The following is a 233-nucleotide window of genomic DNA, read 5'->3' as shown; positions in this document are numbered from 1 at the left end:
CTATGGCTGAACATTTACGCTTAGCTGTGTGTTATTGGCATACCTTTTGCTGGAATGGTAATGATATGTTTGGGCTAGGTTCTTTGGAACGAAGTTGGCAGAAAAATCCAAATTTGCTTGCTGGCGCAGAACAAAAAGCAGATATTGCTTTTGAGTTTTTGAATAAGTTAGGCGTGCCTTATTATTGTTTTCATGATGTCGATATTGCACCTGAAGGTAATTCAGTGCGGGAA

At 39.5% G+C, this 233-nt stretch carries 1 pseudogene; it reads left to right on the top strand.

The window, feature by feature from the left end:
* A pseudogene (locus tag CUZ56_RS15615) lies at nucleotides 1–233 on the top strand (xylose isomerase); the annotation flags it as partial.

It is taken from the genome of Saezia sanguinis, assembly GCF_003991585.1.
In the GTDB taxonomy this organism is placed as follows: Bacteria; Pseudomonadota; Gammaproteobacteria; order Burkholderiales; family Burkholderiaceae_C; genus Saezia; species Saezia sanguinis.
The sequence above is the reverse complement of the archived record's forward strand: the minus strand, read 5'-3'. Positions and strand labels throughout refer to the sequence as shown.